Annotated in this window: 9 protein-coding genes; 4 read left to right on the top strand and 5 right to left on the bottom strand. The window is 35.1% G+C overall.

Features of this window, described 5'->3' with window-relative positions; translation table 11 throughout:
- Positions 1–56: 56 nt before the first annotated feature.
- Genes CFPU101_RS19835 through CFPU101_RS19845 form a run of 3 tightly spaced genes read left to right on the top strand, consistent with a single transcriptional unit; the run spans position 57 to position 4,009 of the window.
- A complete protein-coding gene (locus CFPU101_RS19835; protein WP_242578120.1) occupies positions 57–851 on the top strand; it encodes a hypothetical protein in 795 nt (264 codons plus the stop codon).
- Positions 848–1,792 (top strand): DUF1822 family protein, encoded by a 945-nt coding sequence (locus tag CFPU101_RS19840; RefSeq protein WP_206817059.1) that lies wholly within the window; start codon positions 848–850, stop codon positions 1,790–1,792. The genes CFPU101_RS19835 and CFPU101_RS19840 overlap by 4 nt, the downstream gene beginning before the upstream one ends.
- Before the next feature lie 12 nt (positions 1,793–1,804).
- Complete coding sequence (locus CFPU101_RS19845; protein WP_206817060.1) at positions 1,805–4,009, top strand: substrate-binding domain-containing protein; 2,205 nt, start codon at positions 1,805–1,807, stop codon at positions 4,007–4,009.
- Positions 4,010–4,043: 34 nt separating this feature from the next.
- Here the strand turns inward: CFPU101_RS19845 and CFPU101_RS19850 are convergent, their stop codons facing one another.
- The 5 genes from CFPU101_RS19850 to CFPU101_RS19870 all read right to left on the bottom strand — a co-directional run bounded on the left by CFPU101_RS19850 (position 4,044) and on the right by CFPU101_RS19870 (position 15,579).
- Positions 4,044–4,586, bottom strand: coding sequence for a hypothetical protein (locus CFPU101_RS19850; RefSeq protein WP_206817061.1), 543 nt, complete (start codon positions 4,584–4,586; stop codon positions 4,044–4,046).
- Between the two features lie 125 nt (positions 4,587–4,711).
- Positions 4,712–7,939 carry a glycosyltransferase gene (locus CFPU101_RS19855; protein WP_242578121.1) on the bottom strand — a complete coding sequence of 1,076 codons (3,228 nt, stop codon included), beginning with the start codon at positions 7,937–7,939 and terminating at the stop codon, positions 4,712–4,714.
- Between the two features lie 17 nt (positions 7,940–7,956).
- A complete protein-coding gene (locus tag CFPU101_RS19860; protein ID WP_206817062.1) occupies positions 7,957–13,197 on the bottom strand; it encodes a glycosyltransferase in 5,241 nt (1,746 codons plus the stop codon).
- An 85-nt stretch (positions 13,198–13,282) separates the two neighbouring features.
- The gene (locus tag CFPU101_RS19865) at positions 13,283–14,050 is read right to left on the bottom strand and encodes a class I SAM-dependent methyltransferase (RefSeq protein ID WP_206817063.1); all 768 of its coding nucleotides are present in this window, start codon (positions 14,048–14,050) and stop codon (positions 13,283–13,285) included.
- A 125-nt stretch (positions 14,051–14,175) separates the two neighbouring features.
- The gene (locus tag CFPU101_RS19870) at positions 14,176–15,579 is read right to left on the bottom strand and encodes an ABC transporter ATP-binding protein (RefSeq protein WP_206817064.1); all 1,404 of its coding nucleotides are present in this window, start codon (positions 15,577–15,579) and stop codon (positions 14,176–14,178) included.
- Between the two features lie 285 nt (positions 15,580–15,864).
- Here CFPU101_RS19870 and CFPU101_RS19875 point away from each other — a divergent pair, with 285 nt between their 5' ends.
- Complete coding sequence (locus tag CFPU101_RS19875) at positions 15,865–17,058, top strand: class I SAM-dependent methyltransferase (protein ID WP_206817065.1); 1,194 nt, start codon at positions 15,865–15,867, stop codon at positions 17,056–17,058.
- Positions 17,059–17,086 lie beyond the last annotated feature (28 nt).

Genomic DNA, 17,086 nt, shown 5'->3' on the forward strand with positions numbered 1-17,086 from the left:
AAACCGTAAATAGCTCCTGATAGAACAATAGGGCATTAACAACTATTGGAGCCGTTATGCTTTTCGCTCAAGTTGAACAATCAACGCGACAAGATCATCTAACTCAGGTACACTCACAATCTAGGAGGCTAAATTTTATCTCTTTAAAAATAGCGATCGTTGTGACTGATGAATTACTTGAGTCCTTGATCAATGAAGCTTGTCGTTATGAAAAAGGTTCTACCGAAAGACGAAAAGCCTTAAATCGATTATTAAGGGTCATTCCTCAACTAAACGGTCTTTATCGTTCGTCTCACCAAGATTATCCAGAGGCTTACAATCGTACCTTAGAATGGCTCTGTAAAAATATCGATCGATATCAAAGGCAGTCGTCTTCTACCGAGCAAAGTTTTGTGGCTTGGATTAATGGTTATCTAAAATGGCGAGTGCGAGATTTATATGCTCCTGAAGATAAATATAACGCCCTGAGGGTGCATCTAAACAGCCCCGATGCGGATTCTAGTAGCATCGATCCTTTAGAAAACTTTCCAGATCCAAAATTTTCCCTGACTTTACTCGATCTTAAGATTGCTCAGTTACAAGAAGCGGAACAACGGCATCAAGGGAACACCATCCGATCTTATATTGAACAAGATCCAGACGGTCAACTCACTCAATGTCATCCGCGTCAATATCCTCAGTGTCATTGTCAGATACTCGCCATGAGACTACTACTGACAGAACCACCAGAGTCTATTGCAGAAATTGCTCGTAGCTTTGGGATTAATAATCAAACTCTTTATTCTCATTGGAAGCAAAAGTGTTTACCACTGCTTCAAGAAATTGCTCGTCGTTTTGGATCACAGCCATGAAAACATCTTTTCCCGATTCAATTCCAGTCGCTTTAGATCAACAAGCTCATCGTTATGCTGCTCAGTTTGCGGCTCAACAAACGAATTCTTTCAAAGGAAAGCAAGTTTATCTCAATACTTTGGCGGTTTGTGCCGTTCAATCTTATCTGCAATGGCTTTCAATCTATACCAGATTAGATTTCGGAGATTGCTGGAATTCGGGTTTAAGAGCAATGTTTAATGTGGCTGATTTAGTTTTACCCAATATTGGTAAATTGGAGTGTCGTCCCATTCTTCCAGGGCAAGAGCAAATTACGGTACCTTTAGAAACACTTGAAGATCGACTTGGCTATGTTGCTGTTCACTTTGATGAGCAATTAAAACAAGTGTACTTAAGAGGTTTTTTGAGTGCTAAAGCAGTTAATTATTCCTCTACTTCTGTTCCTCTAACTCAACTTCAGTCACTTGATACCCTGCTCGATGTCATAGAATTGCGACAACGTTCTTATCATCTACAGCAATGGTTTAAGGGGCTTTTTGATGAGCAATGGCAGCCTGTAACGACTTTATTAGGGGCAAGGGAAATCGCTTTACGATCAATTTCTCCGTTAAGTCAAACCGATACAGCACAGGATCAAAAACGGATTATCAGTCGCGGCAAAATATTGACCTTGCAGCAAGGAGAACAACCCCAATCCGTTATTTTAGTCGTTAGAATGACCGAATCAGAAAACGATGAAATTGATTTACGTTTACAAATTTATCCTGAACCTAATCAAGACTATTTACCATCTGGATTACGAGTTAGTATTTATGATGAAACCGATAAACTTTGTATGGAAGCTCAAACAGGTTACACTGATGATGGGGTACAACTTGAATTTAGTTGTTTGCCTCAAGAAAGTTTTAGGCTTGATTTAAAATTAGGAAATATCTCGTTATCTGAACAGTTTATTGTCTAAATAAAAATTTTTATGACAACTGTTAAATTAAAATTTAGACTTGCACCCAACAATCAGTTAAGGGTCAGTCTTACTGCATCTCATTGTCCTACGAAAGAGACAGAAGGCTATCTTTCAGGACTTCCGAGTGCTTTAGAAGCGTCTTTTACCCAATGGCAAATCAACTATCGTCAACTCGATGAAATTCGTCAATATATTGCTCCACAACCAGGGTTACGTTTATCACCTAAAACCCTTACCATTTCTTCACCGATTGTTTTAGTTACTGAGGTGAAAACCCATCTCAATGAATGGCTTAATTGTGGTGATCGAGAATGGCAACCGATTCGAGATAGTTTAATCTCAATTGCTCATCAATTATCTCAAACAGGTGACGAGGAACCGCAAATTATTATTGACGCAAATGACATTAGCTTATTGCGTTTGCCTTGGCAAGAATGGGATTTATTAGAACAATATTATCCTGCGGCTGAAATTGCTTTATGTATTCCAAAAAGTAACTTAAGTGAATCTAGTCGAATTCAACCACAGCCCGCTAGTTCTTGTCCGCGAATTTTATTAGTTGTTGGACGTAGTGACCAGATTAATACACAATCTGATCTCGCAATTATTGAACAATTAAAAGAGTACAACGCAGAGGTAATTAGTTTAATTCAGCCAAGCCGTAAGGAATTGTGTGAAGCATTATGGGATGAGAAGGGGTATCATATTTTTGTTTTTACGGGACACAGTGGTAGTACGTCCGATGGTCAAATTGGCTGGATTGAAATTAATAATCACGAAAGTATTAGTATTGAAGAATTTAAAAATGCTTTAAAAGAAGCAATTAGTAAGGGACTACAACTAGCGATTTTTAATTCTTGTGATGGTTTGGGATTAGCCTATCAATTAATTAAGTTAAATTTACCCCAAAGTATTGTCATGCGAGAACCTGTACCCGATGAAGTGGCTATTGAATTTCTTAAACATTTTTTTAAGGAGTTAACGAAACATAAATCATTATTTGTCTCGGTTTTAAAAGCTAGAAAAAGATTAGAACATTTTAACTCTAAATATCCTGGAGCTAATTGGCTACCAACGCTGTGTTTAAAATCATCAATTGTTCCTTTTCTTTGGGCATCACCTTTAGAAAAAATGATTGATTCATTACCTAAAAATGATGTTAAACCAACTCAATTCACACCAAAAACGTTTTTTTCTAAATCTTTAGGAATGACTTCTATAGCAAGTGTTTTAGTTGGTTTTTTGGTCGGAATCGGTAGCTTATCGCTCGGCTCACAATTATTATTAAGCTCTCAATCTTCAACGGTTCCTCAAATGACGGGTTTTAGTTCAATTAGTCCCGTCTCAGGCAATTGGCGATATGGAGGAAGTACGACTTGGGCTCCAATTCGGGGTTTAGTAGATCGCAAAATTAAAGAAAAATTTTTAGATTATCAGTTGATTTATACTCAACATCCGATGTTACCTGAAGGCTCAGGTACAGGAATTCAAATGCTGCTCAAAGGTCAATTGTCTTTTGCTCAGTCTTCTCGACCGATTTCAGAGTCAGAATTTGAGTCCGCCGCACGACAAAAAATTACGCTTAGACAAGTACCTGTTGCAATTGATGGAATTGCGATCGCCGTTAATCCAGCTTTGAAAATTAGGGGTTTAACCTTAGAAGAACTTCGAGAAATCTACACAGGAAAAATCACTAATTGGCAACAACTCGGTAGCGAAAATTTAGCTATTATTCCCTATTCTCGTCCTCTTAATAGCGGTACAACAGAGTTTTTTAAAGAAAATATTATTAATCAACAAGCTTTTACTAATAAAGTAGTTGAAGTTAAAACAACAACAGAAGCTTTAAGAGCCGTTAGTCAGAATAAAGGAGCAATTTATTATGCTTCGGCTGCTGAGGTTGTCGGACAATGTAGTATTAAACCGATTCCAATTAGTTATCGTCTAGGAAGTGCTTTTATTACTCCTTATCGGGATTCTTATATTCCTCCAGAACAGTGTTCCACTGAAACTAAAAATACTTTAAACTATAATGCTTTTCAAAATAGTGAGTATCCTTTAACACGAAAATTATTTGTTGTACTTCGGCAAGACGGCGGAATTGAAGAACAAGCAGGAGAAGCTTACAGCCATTTATTGTTGACTGATGAAGGACAAAGATTAATACAAGAAGCAGGTTTTGTCCCCCTACGCTCTGTCTATTTTCATAATTAATTAAAAAGGTGGGTCTAACCCACCTCTAAAACTGTTATTTCAGAACGATTTCAAAAGAATTGTTCAGAGGGTAAGCTTCTTTAGTTTGGCTATTGTAAGACCAAGCTTTAATTTTAGCCGTGTTACCTGTTAAATTAAGAGAAGCAGGATCAAGTTTAGCAACCCATCCCGATTTTTCGAGTGCTGGTTTTTTAAAAGTTTTAGCGACATCAGGACGATTAAGACTCACTGGTATGGTCGTTATTACTGTGTTGGTGTCACCATAAGTAATGATTACTGACTCTGCAGGTTGACTTAAATCAGGTGCGATCGCCCATCCTGATAATTGAATGGGTTTACCTGCTTCAATGGTTTGAGTGGTTTTTGATGAGTTATTCAGTGCATCCATATAGCCATTGAGTTGATTTTTTACAGGTTCTTTAAAAATAATTCCTTCCGTCGTTGATGAAGTTTGTGTGGTGTCTGTCGGTGAAGGTGTAGTGGTTTGAGGTGTTTCTGTTGGTGAAGCAGTCGTCTCTGGACTGCTAGTGGGCGTAGTAGTGGTTTGTGTTGTTGTGCTACCACAAGCGGTTAGCATAATTAAAAAGGCAGATGAAATAATAAATTTGATGTTCCTAATCATATTTCTAATGAACGTTCGTACTAACTTTTGGATACAGTGAATTCCCTAATATCCTATCAAACTTTGAGAAATTTTAAGATTCATTTGTTCCTTAAGTTTGAGTTTGATAAACTAGCAAATAGGTCTTGTAATTTTTTCTGAACTGCATCTGGACTATACTGTCGAATGGTTTCTAGACAGTTTTGAGCGATCGTGTGCCACAGTTCAGCATTTTCATAGACTGAGATCACTTTTTGAGCAAAAATTTCGGATTGATCAGCAATTAATACATCATAACCTTCTTTTAACCCCATTCCTTCTACGCCAATGGTCGTCGTTACGGTAGGCATTCCATAGGACATACTTTGACCAATTTTCCCTTTCATGCCTGCACCAAATCTTAAAGGAGCAACAAAAACACGACTTTCTAAAAAATAAGGTTCGACATCTTCGACATAACCTTTTACTAAAACACGTTCTGATGCTAAAGCTTTTACTTCGTCTTTTAGATTACTTCCCAATAAAGTTAGTTTAATCTCTGGATGAGTTTGCCAAATGATCGGCATAATTTTCTGACACAGCCAAATTACAGCATCAATATTAGGCGGATGATTATAACTGCCAATAAATAATAAGCCAAAACGTTGCTCGAATGATTTTAAACCGTATTGATGGGGATAATGTACATTAGGAATGACCCAAACATTATCAACAGCTAACTGATTGAGTATGGCTTTTTCGGCTTCTGTAACGACGAGTGTGGCATTTGAAGCTTGAGCAAATTTAACTTCTTGTTTTTGATAGGTTTCCCAAGACCAGTTAGTATTTTGATAATCTTTAGATAAATATTCTTGTTGTCTTTTGATACGGAGGAAATGTAGATCAATCGTATCATAAATTACTGGAACTTTAGAATAATAGCGAATTAAATCTAAATACTTTTCACATAATTCGGGACGACAGAGCCAGATTAAATCAATTAAAGGTAAGCGCTTAATCAGTAACTCTTTTAAATCAGTTTGTTTAGGAGTCACATAAAGAACTTCTATCCCCATTTGTTGTAGGGTTGATGTATAAGGTTCTTCTGGATTTCCATTATCTGGGAAAAAGATGATTCGATATTTTAAGTTTAAGAAAATTTTTAAAATCTCAAATAATCGGACACAGCCTGATTCTTTATCGTACAGTGGGACATAAGAATCAATAATTAAAATTGTCTTTTCGCCTTGAAGTCTTCTAGCGGCTTGAGGGACTAATTTAGCATCAGATATATAATGTTGTTTAAGTTCTACTTCCCACTTTTTTAAAAATTTACTACGGTTAACTTCTTGATACTGCTTCACACCACTATTAAGATCTGTACCAGAAGTAATCCCCTCATAATGAATTAGTTGTGATTGCGGTTGGTAAAGAACTTTATATCCTAATTGTCGAATGGCAAAACACAAATCTGTGTCTTCATAGTAAGCGGGTAAAAACTGCTCAGAAAAACCATTAAGTTGTTTAAATATTTCAGATCTAACTAATAAACTTGCACCAGAACAATAATCTACTGTTCTAAGATAATTATATTCAGGTTGATCAGCATTATCTAAACGTCCATAATTCCAACCCGTAGCATCTTGCCAAATAATACCGCCAGCTTCTTGTAATTTCCCATTTGGATAAAGCAGTTTTGAACCAACAGCACCCACTGATACATTTTTTTCAAGAACACTGATTAAGCTTTCTAAACAATTTGGTAAAACTTGAGTATCATTATTTAAAAAAAACAAGTATTTTCCCTTAGCTTGAGCCGCACCAGCGTTACAAGAGCGAATAAAACCTAAATTTTCTGAATTCTTAATGAGACGAATTCCTGTAATTTCTTTTAAGCTTTCTTGAGTTTCATCTGTTGAACAATCATCAATTAGTAAAACTTCAATATCTAAGTTAGGCGAGATATTTTTAGCAATTGAATTTAGACAATTAAATGTATATAAATATTTATTATAGACTGGAATAATAATCGAAATTACAGGATTTAAAGACGTTTGAAGTTGCAGTGGCTTGGGGTTAGATAATTGCGCTATTTTTTGCACATCTTCTTCAAGCGGTATAACAACCTTTCCAGTCATAATTTTGAGGATTTTTCGATAGGTTCGTTTAGTAGCAACCTTTAAACCTTCTTCTGTTAGGCTAAACCAAAAAGTTTTAGTTAATTTTTGTGTTTTAAAAAAGATTAAAGATAAATCATTTTTTTCAGCTTGTTCATCGGAAAAAAATACCTTTTTTACTCGTAGCCATGCTTCTCTTATTTTCCAAAATTTACTACTTTCCATTGCTTGAATCAAAGCTTGGGATTGCACTAATTTTGTTGCTAATTTATCAAATTCTTGTTGAGTAGTTGACCATCTAGTTTCTAATTCTTGTTCATATTCTTCTAACTGCTGTATTCTACCTTTTGCTCTGTTTAACTGCCATCGTAAATCATCCTCAACTAAGGTAACTCGGCGAGAGTAAATCTGATTTTTTAAATTTTTTGATAAAAAGTTAGAAAAATCGCCAGTTAACAATTTTTGAGTAAACTTCTGATGATCGATCGCAGATTTACCAGTCTGAACATTTTTTAGTGTTTGTTGTTTAGGGTGAATTCTAAAAGTCGATAATGTTTCATCTACAAAGCCAATTTTGTAGTGAATCATGATTCTAATCCACATTTCTAAATCAACGAGTTGAGCTAACTCTAAATCAAAATAACCAACTTTATCAAAGACTTCTTTTCTGATTAAAACAGTACTAGGCTCACCTATTTTGTTAATTGGTGCTTCTAAAAACTGCGAATCTTCTATTAAATCTTGTCCCCATTGAATTGGTTTTAAAACTGACCAAAAACGATGAAGATTTTGAGCTTCTTCATAATTTGAGTCTAATTTTTGATGACTGTTATTTGAAGTTACTAAAACATTTCGAGGTGAAAAGACTAAACCGATAGCATTATCTTGTTCAGCTAGATTAACTAATTTTTCAACACAATAAGGGTTAAGTAAATCATCTTGAAAAAGAAACTTAATATATTTTCCTTTAGCTTGCTCAATACAATAATTCCAATTTTGTACCATTCCAGGATGAGGATTAAAAACAATCTTAAATTGGTGAGGTGACTTTTTTTCAAAGGATTGAGCTATTTTTACGGTTGCATCAGTTGAGTGATCATCTGATAAGATAATTTCTAGGTTAGGATAAGTTTGAGCGAACGCAGTTAAAAGCGTTTCTTCAAGAAATTCTTCACCTTGAAAAGTAGGAATTAAAATACTGACTAAAGGGGAATTTTCGGCTGAATTAGACATAACTTTCTAATAAAGATTTAACCTAAAGAAACTTTTTTAATTGTTTCCAAATGCTTTTTCAAAAGACGTTGAGCATCGAATTTACGCTGCATAGTCAGATAGCCATTTCTAGCCATTTTAGCGGAATGTTCTGGATTTTCAAGACAATCATTGATTGCTTGAGCTAAAGCTTGATAATTGCCCGCTTTGATCAAATATCCTTCCACACCATTGTTAATCATTTCTGGAATACCAAATACATCAGTACTAATAATCTTCAGTTCAAATGCCATTGCTTCTAAAATGACTCTTGGAAATGATTCTTCAAGACTAGCACAAACAAAAATATCACTAAGATGGAAGAAATCATATATTTCTGATGTTTCTTCAAAAATGATGACATTTTTTAAATTCATTTTTTCTATTCTTCTGTTCAAGAGTTCTAAGTATTTTCCTTTTCGCCCACCAACAATTAAAGCTGTAATGTTAGAAAAATCTTCGGAATTAATACTGTTTAATTCTTTAATTGCATCAATAAAAATATGTTGTCCTTTGCGTTCGCAGGTTGTCCCAATGATTGAAATCACGATATCATCATTGGCAATATTATACTTACTTCGTAACTCTGATTTTTGATAAGTTTTACGAAATTTCTCTATCTTTTGTAAATCAATGCCACCATGAATGACTCGAAAATTTCCTTTGATATCTAAACTATGATAGAGTCTGCGTGTCGCTTCGGCCACAAATACAATCTGAGCAGCCATTGTGAAACAGCTTAAGATCAAAGATTGAATTGATTTTTCAAAACACTGACAGAACAAATGAATAGATGTACTTTCATGAATGTACCAAATACTAGGTACTTTAAATAAGTTAGCTAACTCAACGCCCCAAAAAACACCTAATGTATTACTAACCACTAAATCATAATCTTTTAGCTGAAGCTCATTTCCTAATTGTTCTAGTTCTTGCTTGAGAGTATAAATCGTTTTTCCTGGACAATAAATATCAATGGGATGAATGATAACTTTAACTCCTAAATTTTCTAATCTTTGTCGCAATACGCCATCTTTTGGTGACAAAACATGAATCTGATAGCCTTCTTGAGACACGCAATATTGTGCAATCTCATTAAGCATTAAAGGTGCACCTTCTAAATTAAGATTATGACTAATCAAAAGAATTTTGAGATTTTTGGCTCTTTCTGCATAACAAAATTGATCTGGATTAATTTCCATTTGCATCGAGTCAATCTCTAAATTCGGGCTAAAATATGGATCACGATAATCGGGATACAGTTTTAGAAAACTTAGATGTTCCTCAAAATTGTAGTCTTGTCCGCGAGAAGCACTTGTTTGATGAATCAAAGTAGCTTGAGGAGTAAAAACGACTCGTTGTCCAGATTGAATCGCTTTTAAACAATAATCAACATCGTTGTATTGTACCCCAAACCGTTCTTCATCAAATCCCTGTAATTCTTGATAAAGCTCAGTGGTTGTGAGTAAGCACGCTCCAGTCACTGCGGATACATTGCGCGTCGCATGAGGTAAAGCTAAATACCCGACTGCTTCTTGCGGTAACAGATGGAAAAGATGATCGGCTAAACCATCATGAGAGCCGATAACGACTCCTCCGTGTTGTATCGTTTGATCTGGATAAAGTAGTTTTGCACCAACCACTCCAACCCCGGCAACACTCATCCAACCGACCATATCTTCTAGCCAGCCAGAATGAATTGCTTCGACATCATTATTCAAGTGCAGAATGTAAGGTGTATCGACATATTTAATCGCTAAGTTCATCAAGCGAGCATAGTTAAACGCATCGTTTTGTCGATTAGAAGAAACGATTTGACAAGACCAAAATTGCTGTTGTTGTAGCTGCTGAAAATAGTCTTTTGTTGCTGCTTCCGTAGAGCCATCATCGATAATTAAAAGCTTGACCGACAATGGATTAATGGTTTTTTCTAAACTGGTAATACATTGTTTTAAGAGATCGGCTCGATCTTTTGTCGGAATAATGATCGTTACTAAACGCTCTGTCAGCAGTGAAGCATCCCAACATAATTGATAGAGACACATATCGTATTGTTTGGCGATCGCAGGTAAAAACGGTTTTGCTTTTAGTCCTCTGCGCTCAAGTGCTTCACTAATGCAGCGATAGGCACTGTCAAATACATATTGCTTTTGCTGACCTCCTGAAGCGGTGCTGTTTTGATGAGAACGCCAATGATAGCAAACTTTAGGAATATGAGCGATTCGTTCGGCAGTTGTGTGTTCACTAATGCGTAAAAACAAGTCTAGATCCTGCGCCCCCTCGTATCCTTCCCGTAGACCTCCCACTTGCTCAATTAAAGTGCGGCGAAAAACTGCCAGATGATGAGTATAGTTATGAGTGATAGCCATTTCTGGACTCCACTGACCTTTCATCTGTGGGTCATAATGATTGCCTTTTTCATCAATTTTGTCTTCATCGGTATAGATCCAATCAAGCTCAGGATTTTGAGCAATGCACTCGGCTACTTGCTGTAGAGCATCCAGAGAGAGAGTATCATCATGATCGAGTAAGGCAATATAATCACCCGTCGCTAAGGCTAAGGCTGAGTTAGTGGCTTTGACAATATGTCCATTTTCTTCTCTAAAACATACTTTAATCCGAGAATCGATGGCTATATATTCTTCAAGAATCTTTTTAACATGGCTATCTTTAGAGGCATCATCAGCAATACACAATTCCCAATTAGGGTAGGTTTGCGCTAAAACTGAGTGCAACATTTCTTCTAGAAATTGCAGGGGAGTGTTATAGACGGGAACAATCAGGCTAATTTTGAATCCAGCGTTGAGTTGAAGCTGTGTCGCCTCGTTTTTCATTACTAACAAGAGTTTTGGCGTTAAAAAGTTATTGCTTCGCCATCTTTGATACAAATCTTGCTTTTGCCAAGCATGAACTGTATGAGGATTACCTAAAAAACACAGGTCTTCGTCGTTTTTCGCGTTGGGGGGGGGCTGCTCGTCATTAGTCTCAATGGTAACTTGTCTAACAAAACAACAAATTTGTTGTTGATTTTTTTCGAGAATAGCCCAAATCCGAATTTCACGCACTCTTGCCAAATCGTCGCCTAAAGCAATCTGCCACTGGAATCCAGACATTCCCGCCTCAGCTATTTCTGGATATTGACTTGCTACATCTGGACGTAATAAGCCATAGGTGATTTGTTCTTTGCTGAAATCTTCTTTTTCGATCAAAAGTGTTTGAATCCTGTCATTTTTGCTAAAAACCCAACCTGACACCAATAACAAACCCGTTTGGCTTTTTTCCTTATGTGTAGGTAAATCTAAGTGTCCTACTAAGTCGTCTGTCGGAATAATTTCTTTAAAATTAAAGAGTTGCTCTAATCGATTTTTTTTATCATTCACTGAAACTGCTTCAGATGGCAGTAAGAAGCATTGTTCTGGTAAGTCATCTATTGATTTATCGCTCAATTGTTCTTCTAATTGACCGAATTTACTTTTAAGCTTTAACCACAACTTTCGTAGTTTCCAGAACTTACTGCTTTCCATTGCTGAAATGAGAATTTTAGCTTGTTCTAATTGACTACAAATTTGCTGATATGAAGTCTGCATATCTTGCAGTTGAGTGTGAGATTGGTATAATTCTGACTGTTGAAGTTGAGCTTTTCCAGAAATCTGCTGAAACTGTTGTTGTGTTCGCTCAAACTGCGTTTGTGATTTTTGTAGATCAGCTTGCATTTGCTGAATTTGTACTTGAGATTTTTTGAGTTTTATTTGGGTCTGATCGAGTTGTCTTTGCGATCGATCTAATTCATCTTCTGTAAATTTAAGTTGTTTTTGCGCTTTGTTTAATTCATCCTCTGTCAGTTTAAGATGAATTTGCGATCGGTCTAATTCATCCTTAGTTAATTTATATTGTGCAGAAATTTGTTGTAATTCGATTTGAGTCATGTACAATTGTGCCTGAGACTCTTTAACTTCTAGTTGTGCTTGTTCTAGTTTAAGGTGAAATTCATTTAATTCAGATTGAGTTTCTTGTAATTTAATATAAGAATTGTTTAACTCTTGCTGATTACGCTGTAGATCAATATGAGATTGATTTAAATCAAATTGAGTTTCTTGTAATTTAATATAAGAATTGTTTAACTCTTGCTGATTATGCTGTAGGTCAATATGAGATTGATTTAACTCAGATTGAGTTTCTTGTAGTTGTACATAGCAATTATTTAACTCAGATTGTGTTTGTTGAAGTTGAATATGAGATTGATTTAAATCAATTTGTGTTTGTTGGAGTTGAATATGAGATTGATTTAAATCAATTTGTGTCTGTTGGAGTTGTGTCCGCGCCTGTTCTAACTCAGTCTGAGTCTGTTGAAGTTGTGTTTTTAACTGTCTAACATTCTTTTCTGACTTACGAATATTTAACCAATCTTGAAGAACCCAGGCTTTTTGAGTAAAATAACTATCAATCTCGGATGAAAGGAGATCATTCAACTGTTCATCTTGATAGAATAAATCAGCAGTTTTATTTAAAGTAGAGTAAAGCTTAATTGCTTCTGGAAAATAACGTTTTAATAATGATAATCGATTAAATTCTACTGAGCGATTTAAATATTGTTGTTCAAAAAGATAAGCACAATAACCTAATGAAATATTAAATTTTTGCTTAATTAATTGAATTAGTTTATTAGGATCATCAGTAATTGTACTCAAGTGAAGTAAAATACATTTCTCTGGAGAATTTTGATAAAAATCTAAAACGATTTGATTATAACTTTGCCAGAGTTCAAGAGCTAAATTTGGATTATGAGTAAAAACTTCATCACCAGAATTTCCACGTCGGAATAAGGAGTCAACAACTTCCCAAGGAGAGCGAAAGATGAAAATATATTTAGCATCAGGCAGCAATTTTGACCAAAAAGATAGAAAAAGAGTAGTACGCGGATCTTTCCATCCCCAAGCCGAGTCAGCTTGATTATTTTGAATCAGTTGTTTAACTTCTTCTAAATAATTTTCTGGAACAGCAATATCTTTATTTAAAGTCCATCCTTCTTTAGCAAAACCTTGGGAGACTAAAACCCGTTCGTGAAAATCAACAAAATTAATGTTCTCAAAATAACCCTTAGCATTGCCTGGAGAAGCACTCATTAAATCCTTACCGATATTGAGTCCCGCACTTTGTAATAAAGAAGCTGTTAAAGAGGTTCCCGAACGGTGCATCCCTGTAATAATTAAAGTGGGAGGGTTTGAAGATGAATTGAACATACAAGCTTCTCCAATAGATTGATTCGACTCATTTAAGCTGTCAATTTGAATGACTTTTGTGCCTATAAATGTTCTCTTATTTTAACTAAACTTTTTTAATCAATATTATGTCTTGGTGATTATCCCAAGCTGCATCCCGATATTCCAAGACTTGGAAATTCATTTGCTGACTCATTTTTTCAAACCAACTTTTATCAATTAAAGACAACCCATAACCAGAGTTATCAGCATAATCACAATAGCCATATCCTTGACGATAATAATCATTTATCAGATCATATAAATGATTTTGCTTTAGTCCGTAGGTTTCACCATTGATCATCCGCCTAATTACAGTATCACCGTGAGATGAAATAACAAGAATTCCTTGAGTTGCCAGATTATTAATAAATAACTTCAATAAGTCATAAGCCATTTTTTGATTAAAATGAGTAATCAAAGAACCACACCAAATTAAATCAAATTGTTTAGGAAATTTCACTTGGTCTAGATCACTCGATGAATAAACCTTGACTGCATTAAAGTTTTCAGCACAAAAATCAACACCATCTATATTAGTATCACAAGCATAGATGGTTTGAGTTGGAAATAACCATCGCAATCCCCGTAAAACTCTTCCATGACCCGAGGGCATATCCAAAATATATTTAATATCTTGAGCTAATAAATCTTTAGCCCTTTCAATATTTTCTAAGGCAGATTTGGTTACTCTAAAATAGTGAAAGTAGTTCTGTTCGCTAGGAATATTTTCGGCATGGTCACGAGCTAGCATTTGATCAGCATCTGAAATTTGAGTGACAAGTCCTTCTAGTGCAAGAGAAGCTATAAATTTTTGAAGCTGTTGATCATCCATAAAATTTTCCAACCAAATTACAACAAATAATATCATAACTTAAAAAAGGAAAACTACTCCATTTATTCACTTTTTTAAGTCAACAAAAATCAATATCTAATTTTTAAAAGATGTCACTATCTTTCCTAGGCGATGATCTTACATTGCTCTAAATATAAAGAGACATTCGGTTCAATTAGAAAATCGACCGTTTGAGTCGCTGTAAGTTCCTCTTCTGGCTGAACTCGAAACATTAAAATATCTACACATCGATGTAAATAGCATTCTTCGGAATCAATCTGACCTAAAACTCCATTATTGAGGAAGTAAACACCTGGAAGTAGCAGACAAGAAAACTTAAATTCTATTTTAGCCGTTGTATTTGCTGAAATAAATTCGATCATTTTATTGATAGGATGCGAGGCTGCACCTCCTAAGAAAAAACCACTAACCGTTTTGATTAACATACCAAATCTGACTTGATAAGCATCTTCGGAGAAATCAACAGTGTAGTGATAGATATATTCCTCACCACGAACTAAATTATTGACTTTTTCTCCTTCTAAAGTTGTTAAATAAGGATCTCGAATTTCAGCCCCTCTAGAAATGTAAGTAACCGTACTTTCAGGCTTTAAATAAGGATCATAAAAAGGCTGCAATTTTTTAACAAGTGTATTGTTTTTATGATGATTTAATAACTGCAAAGATGGACTATCAGAATCATCACCTAAAACTAAATTAGTTTGAGAGTTATTATGATTATTTTGACGATTTAATTCTTTTATTTCTTTTCTATATGCTTCAACTTGATCGTTAGGACAATAAAGCAGTTTATGGTATTTTGAAATAATTAGTTTAGGAGAACCAGAAAGAATAATTTCTCCATGATCAATTAAAATAGAACGATTGCATAATTCAATCACTGAAGATGCTGTATGAGAAACAAATAAAATCGTTTTTCCCTGATCTCTAAAAGCTCGAATTCTAGAAAAACATTTTCTTTGAAAGGCTTCGTCACCCACCGCTAAAGCTTCATCTACAATTAGAATATCTGGATTAACATTAATTGCCACAGCAAAAGCAAGTCGAATAAACATCCCACTCGAATAAGTTTTGACTGGCTGATCAATAAAATGACCAATATCAGCAAAAGCAACAATTTCATCAAATCTTTTCTCGATTTCTTCTTGCTCTAAGCCTAATAGCCTACCATTAAAAAATACATTTTGACGACCCGTAAATTCTAGGTTAAAGCCACTACCTAATTCTAAAAGAGCCGAAATTCTCCCGTTAACTTTAACTTGACCTGATGTGGGCGTTAAAGTTCCCACAATAATCTGTAATAATGTACTTTTTCCTGAGCCGTTGCGTCCGACAATGCCTAACGTTTCTCCTTGAGTGATACTTAAATCAATATTTTTCAATGCCCAAAATTCTTTAGCTCTCGAATGCGCGGGGATAATAAGTTCTTTTAGTCGATCAATTGGATAAACGTACTGTTTATAACACTTCGATATCCCTTCTAGGCATATAACGTCCTCGTGACTCATAGGGGGTTAGACGCTCCTCACTATACTTTACTCTACGCTAACTTAAAAAATAGATACTTCTCTTACTCAGCTAAGTTACAAGCAATGATGACAAAAGTCAAGTCACAGAATGAGCCATCTGACTGACTTCATCTAATAAAGACTCTAATTTTCTAGTTATCAATTGTACTTTTAGATTAGGAAACTATTTTCAGTGATTGCTAAGGCTAAAAAATCGCTTGCTATTAACAACACGTCGTGATATGTTTAATTGTCAATTAGCTCCTATTCATTAACTCATTAAAAATGAATGTTCCTACTAATAGCGTCCCCTTGGTCTTAAGCTCAAGCCAAATGACATCAGTGCAGGATTTGGTTAAAAGATTAGTAAAAGATTATCTAAAAAATCCAGACCAGTTTAATTTATCGATCCACCCTGATGATGAAATGTATCTTTATAGTTTAGAGCTAAATCAAGGAAATCAAGAAAAAGCACTTTTTGATTATTTCCGAATTGGCTCAACTATTATGGATGTCATTAAACAAGTTATTCAGTGGAAATTTAATGGCTTTGAAAATATCAATAGTTTTTTAGATTTTGCTTGCGGCTACGGAAGATATACACGTTTTCTACTTCAAGAAATGCCCGTCTCTAAAATCTGGGTTTCTGATATTTATGTCGAAGGTGTTAAGTTCCAAGAAGAACAATTTGGCGTTCAAGGTATTATCTCAGTTAGTCGTCCTGAAGATTATGTTTGTTCCCAACAGTTCGATTGTATTTTGGTGATTTCTCTGTTTACCCATCTTCCTGAAACCACCTTTATACGATGGCTTAGGAAACTATACAGTCTTTTGACTCCTCGTGGAATTTTGATGTTTACTACTCACGATATGAGTTTGGTACCTGCTAACGTTTCTCCATCAGAAAAGGGAATCTGTTTTTTAGGAATGAGTGAAAGCCGTTCTCTTGATACTGATGAATACGGTTCTACTTGGGTTACTCAAGATTTTGTTGAACAAGCTGTTAGTGAAGCCAGTGATGGGCAAGGTAAATGTTATTGTTTGCGCAAAGGTATTAATAACCATCAAGATTTATATCTTGTCACTCGTGATGATAGCTTAGAATCTATGGAATTAAATCTTTATAAAAGACCATTTAGTAACATTGATCGTTGCCATTTACATAATGAGAATACACTTTATTTAGCAGGATGGGCGGCGACTTATAATGACCATGCCTCAATTCAAGATATTCAATTTTTGATCAATGGTCAACTTAAACAAAGATGTTTACCTTTCGCTTATCGTCCTGATGTAGCTAAATTTTACAATAATCCAGATTATTCTTATTCGGGTTGGAATTGTTGCATTCATCTAGATGACAATGTTAATTTAGCAACTGATATTTTAGAAGTCATTCTTATTGATAGTGTAGGGATGAAAAATACATCATATATCGGAACAATCGAAAAAGCTTTCAAAAATCCTCCATCAGCTTAAATGATTAAGGTGGGTCAACCCCACCTAA

The organism is Chroococcus sp. FPU101 (assembly GCF_017312365.1).
Taxonomy (GTDB): domain Bacteria; phylum Cyanobacteriota; class Cyanobacteriia; order Cyanobacteriales; family Microcystaceae; genus Chroococcus.